At 68.9% G+C, this 4,559-nt stretch carries 5 protein-coding genes and 1 pseudogene; 3 read left to right on the top strand and 3 right to left on the bottom strand.

Going from position 1 to position 4,559, the window contains the following annotated elements; all coding sequences use genetic code 11:
- The 3 genes and pseudogenes from F3J14_RS33700 to fliF form a co-directional block, all read right to left on the bottom strand.
- Nucleotides 1–120, bottom strand: a pseudogene (locus tag F3J14_RS33700) (flagellar assembly protein FliH); the annotation flags it as partial.
- Nucleotides 113–1,108 carry a flagellar motor switch protein FliG gene (fliG, locus tag F3J14_RS33695; protein ID WP_006753019.1) on the bottom strand — a complete coding sequence of 332 codons (996 nt, stop codon included), beginning with the start codon at nt 1,106–1,108 and terminating at the stop codon, nt 113–115. The pseudogene F3J14_RS33700 and the gene fliG, both read right to left, overlap by 8 nt.
- The gene (fliF, locus tag F3J14_RS33690) at nt 1,098–2,861 is read right to left on the bottom strand and encodes a flagellar basal-body MS-ring/collar protein FliF (protein ID WP_166726590.1); all 1,764 of its coding nucleotides are present in this window, start codon (nt 2,859–2,861) and stop codon (nt 1,098–1,100) included. Before fliF ends, fliG begins: the two co-directional genes overlap by 11 nt.
- Nucleotides 2,862–3,110: 249 nt before the next feature.
- Here fliF and fliE point away from each other — a divergent pair, with 249 nt between their 5' ends.
- The 3 genes from fliE (at nt 3,111) to F3J14_RS33675 (ending at nt 4,367) form a co-directional block, all read left to right on the top strand.
- On the top strand, nt 3,111–3,455 hold the full coding sequence (fliE, locus tag F3J14_RS33685; protein WP_006761724.1) for a flagellar hook-basal body complex protein FliE: 345 nt from the start codon (nt 3,111–3,113) through the stop codon (nt 3,453–3,455).
- 148 nt (nt 3,456–3,603) lie between these two features.
- Complete coding sequence (gene fliS, locus F3J14_RS33680) at nt 3,604–4,038, top strand: flagellar export chaperone FliS (RefSeq protein ID WP_166726589.1); 435 nt, start codon at nt 3,604–3,606, stop codon at nt 4,036–4,038.
- Entirely contained in the window at nt 4,035–4,367 is a 333-nt protein-coding gene (locus F3J14_RS33675) for a flagellar protein FliT (protein ID WP_006756024.1), read from the top strand. Before fliS ends, F3J14_RS33675 begins: the two co-directional genes overlap by 4 nt.
- The last annotated feature ends 192 nt before the right edge of the window (nt 4,368–4,559 follow it).

Here is a 4,559-nt window from a genome sequence, read left to right as displayed (position 1 = left end):
GGCGGCGGCCGCGGCCGCGTCGTCGGGCGGCGGCGGGGGCGGCGGCGGATCGAACGACGCCATCTCCCACCGCTGGTACGCGGTGAGGGTGGCGGCGCGCTCGCGCACGGGATCAGACATATGCGTCTTCCGCCTTGCCGCCGATCACGATCTGACCGCTCTCGGCGAGGTTGCGCACGATCTGCAGGATGCGGCGCTGCTGCGTCTCGACCTCGGACACGCGCACCGGGCCGCGTGCGTCGAGATCCTCCGCGAGCAGTTCGGCCGCGCGTTGCGACATGTTCGCGAGGAACTTCTGGCGCAGCGCGGGCGGCGCGCCCTTCAGCGCGATGATCAGCGTTTCCGACTCGACTTCCTTCAGCACCATCTGGATCGCGCGATCCTCGAGGTCGAGCAGGTTCTCGAACACGAACATCTGGTCGACGATCTTCTGCGCGAGGTCGGCGTCGTACTGGCGCACGCTTTCGAGCACGCCTTCTTCATGATTGCTCGTCATGAAGTTGAGGATCTCGGCCGCAGTGCGGATGCCGCCCATCGGGCTGCGCTTCAGGTTGTCGCTGCCCGACAGCAGGCCGGTGAGCACGTCGTCGAGCTCGCGCAGCGCGGCCGGCTGGATGCCATCGAGCGTCGCGATCCGCAGCAGCACGTCGTTGCGCAGCCGTTCGGTGAAGCACGACGCGATCTCGGAAGCCTGGTCGCGGTCGAGATGCACGAGGATCGTCGCGATGATCTGCGGATGCTCGTTCTTGATCAGTTCGGCCACCGCGCCCGAGTCCATCCACTTCAGGCCCTCGATGCCGCTCGTGTCGCTGCCCTGCAGGATCCGATCGATCAGCACGCCGGCCTTGTCCTCGCCGAGCGCCTTGGTCAGCACGGAGCGGATGTACTCGCTGGAATCGAGCGACAGCGCGGTGTGCTGCTCGGCTTCCTTCGCGAATTCCTGCAGCACGCCCTCGACCTGCTCGCGCGTGACGTTCTTCAGCGCGGCCATCGCGGCGCCGATCTTCTGCACCTCGCGCGGCGCGAGGAACTTGAATACTTCAGCGGCCTCTTCCTCGCCGATCGACATCAGCAGCAGCGCGCTCTTGGTCAGGCCTTCAGCGTTCATCGGACACCCAGTTCTTCACGACGGTGGCGACGATCTTCGGATCCTGGCGGGCGATCGTGCGCGCGTAGTCGAGGTTGCGTTCGTAGCGGTTCTTTTCGTTCTCGAAGCCGAGCAGCAGCGGATCGGGCTCGTCGGCCCTGTCCGGGGCGGGCAGGCCGTCGAGCGCGACCGGATCGTCCGGCGCCGCGAGCGCCGGGGCGACCGGCTCGGGCGGCGGGAACGCGCGGCGCATCGCCGGGCGCACGAACATGAAATAGAGCGCCGCCGCGGCTGCCGCGATGCCAAGCCACTTCGCGGCTTCCTTCGCCATCGCGATCATGTCCGGCTGGCGCCACCACGGCAGGTCGGCGTACGGATCGCCGACGGTCGAGAACGCGCTGTTCACGACGTTGACCGAGTCGCCGCGCTTCTCGTCGTAGCCCATCGCGTCCTTCACGAGCTGCTCGATCTGCGCGAGCTTGGGCGGCGGCAGCGGCTGCATCGTCACGTGGCCCTTCGCGTCGGCGACCGGCTGGTAGTTGACGACGACGGCGACCGACAGCCGCTTCACATTGCCCATCGGCTGCTCGACGTGACGGATCGTCTTGTCGAGCTCGTAGTTGGTGGTCTGGTCCTTGCGGTCGCTGACGGGCGTCGACTGCGCGCCGTTCTGGCCGTTGCCGGCGACGATCGGCGCGGAGGCCGGCTGCGGCGGCGTGTTCGACAGCGCGCCCGGCACGCCCGATGCGCCGCCCTGCGCGAGTTCGGTCGCGCTGCTGGTCTGCTGGCTGCGGATCGCGGCCTGCTGCGGCGTGCCGTTCGGGCCGTAGCTTTCCGAGGTCTGCTCGAGCTTCGAGAAATCGATGTCGGCGCTGACCTGCGAGCGCGCGTTGCCGGTGCCGAAGATCGGCGCGAGGATCGCGTCGATGCGCTTCTGCGTGTTGCGCTCGACCTGCTGCACGTACTTGAGCTGGCTCGCGTCGAGGCCGGAGGCCGACGCGGTCTGCGTCAGCAGGTTGCCGTCCTGGTCGACGATCGTCACGTTCTTCGCCGGCATGTCGGGCACACCGGACGACACCATCCGCGTGATCGCCTGCACCTGGCCCTCGTCGAGCACGCGGCCCGGGTAGAGGTCGACGAACACCGACGCGCTCGGCGCTTCCTTGTCGCGCACGAACACCGACGGCTTCGGGATCGCGAGATGCACGCGCGCGCCGCGCACCGCGTTGATCGATTCGATCGTGCGCTGCAGCTCGCCTTCGAGCGCGCGCTGGTAATTCACCTGCTCGGCGAACTGGCTGATGCCGAATTTCTGGTTGTCCATCAGCTCGAAGCCGACCGAGCCGCCCTTGGGCAGGCCCAGCGCGGCGAGCTTCAGGCGCGTTTCATGCACCTGGTTCGACGGCACGAGGATCGCGCCGCCGGCGTCGGCGAACTTGTACGGAACGTTGGCCTGCTGGAGCGCGGCGATGATCGCGCCGCCGTCGCGGTCCGACAGGTTGCTGTACAGCACGCGATAGTCGGGCGCGCGGCTCCACAGCACGAGCGCGGTGATCGCGGCGATCGCGAACGCGACGGCGATCACGAACGGCAGCTTCGGGTTGCCCTTCATCCGCGAGATGCCGGGAATGCGTTCCGCGAAACCGCCGAACCCGAAGTCCGCGCCGGCGCCGCCTGCTCCCGGCAACGCGGCGGCCGCGGTGGCGCCTGGCACCGGGCTGGCGAGGCCCGTGCGGGCGTCGGGGTTGATCAGCGAGTTGGCCTGCGAATCCATGCGTGGAGTTTCTCCGGAGCGGGACGACTGAGCCGCTCGGACGAGCGGACGGACAATGACACGTTGCGATTATCGGGATCCGGGCGCGACTCCGATCGACGGAAAAGAGCGGGGTTTCCCCCGTACTTTCGCGGCTTTGGCGTGCGCCGCGCTGCTATCCTTTTTCGCGATCCGGCATGGTGCGCATGGTGCGGCGCCGGCGCAAACGCCCGGTGGGTCCGGGTCTCTTCTCTTAGGTCTGGGGACAGCATGACTGCCAACGTCAGCGGAATCGGTTCGGTGTTGCAACAGATGCAGGCGATGGCCGCGCAGGCGGGCGGCGGCGTCGCGAGCCCGACGGCGGCGCTCGCCGGCTCGGGCGCCGCGACGGCCGGCACGTTCGCGAGCGCGATGAAGGCGTCGCTCGACAAGATCAGCGGCGACCAGCAGCACGCGCTCGGCGAGGCGCAGGCGTTCGAGGTCGGCGCGGCGAACGTGTCGCTGAACGACGTGATGGTCGACATGCAGAAGGCCAACATCGGCTTCCAGTTCGGGCTCCAGGTCCGCAACAAGCTCGTGAGCGCGTACAACGACATCATGCAGATGTCGGTGTGACGAGGCGGTCACGCCGCGGCGGCCGGGCTGGCGGCCCGCGCACCTAAAGCTTTTCAATTCCCTTCCGATAACTCCGGTACAAGGCCGCGTCGTGCAACGCAGGGCGGCGGCTTCCGCATAGCCAACGCATCACAAGGAGAAGAAGCGCATGTTTTCCCCAGGACACGCTGGAGCCAGTGCGTACGCGCGTGTCGGCGTCGAGACGGGGGTGATGGGCGCCTCCCCGCACCGGCTGATCGCGATGCTGTACCAAGGCGCGCGGCAGGCCATCGCGCTCGCGCGCATGCACCTGCAGCAGGGCAACGTGCCCGCACGCGGCGAAGCGATCGGCAAGGCGATCGGGATCGTCGAGAGCGGCCTGCAGGCGGCGCTGAACCGCGACGCGGGCGGCGAGATCGCAGGGCGCCTGGATGCGCTGTACGCCTATATCGTCCGGCGCTTGCTGGAAGCCAACATGCGCGCGAGCGACGCGATGCTGGTCGAGGTCGACGGACTGCTCGCCACGCTCGAGGAAGCGTGGACGGGCATCGCCCCCGAAGTCGCGCGGATGGCCGCACAACAGGCGGCGGACGCGGCGCGATGAATCTCAAGGCCGAGTACTTCGCCCGCTACGAGGCGCTCGCGGCCGTGTCGGGCCGCATGCTGAGCGCGGCACGCGGTGCCGACTGGAGCGCGCTGCCGGAGTTGCAGGCCGAATTCCTGCGGCTCGTCGACGGGCTGAAGGAGGCCGATCCGGGCGTCGCGCTCGACGAATCGGACCTCGGCCGCAAGCTCGGGCTGATCCGCCGCATCCTCGCCGACGACGCCGCGATCCGCGATCTCGCGAGCCCGGAAGTCGCGCGGTTGTCCGCGCTGTTCGAGGCGCGGCGCTCGACCAAGGTATTGACCGATCTCTACCGCGCGCGCGGCTAGTGCCCGTTTGCCGGGGCGGCCGTTGCCGCGTGCCCGGCTTCGCAACGATGTGGCTGAGGTGAGCAGGCTCCGATCATGACCGGTATCGACTCCGTTGCGGCCGCCCTACTGGCGAGCCGCCTCGACAGCCTGCTGAGCGGCACCGTGTCGCCGTCGGCCGGCGGCGGGGCGGCCTCGCAGGTCGGCACGCCG

The sequence above is a fragment of the Burkholderia sp. Tr-862 genome, assembly GCF_011753085.1.
Taxonomy (GTDB): Bacteria; Pseudomonadota; Gammaproteobacteria; order Burkholderiales; family Burkholderiaceae; genus Burkholderia; species Burkholderia ambifaria.
This window is presented reverse-complemented; position numbering and strand designations above follow the sequence as displayed.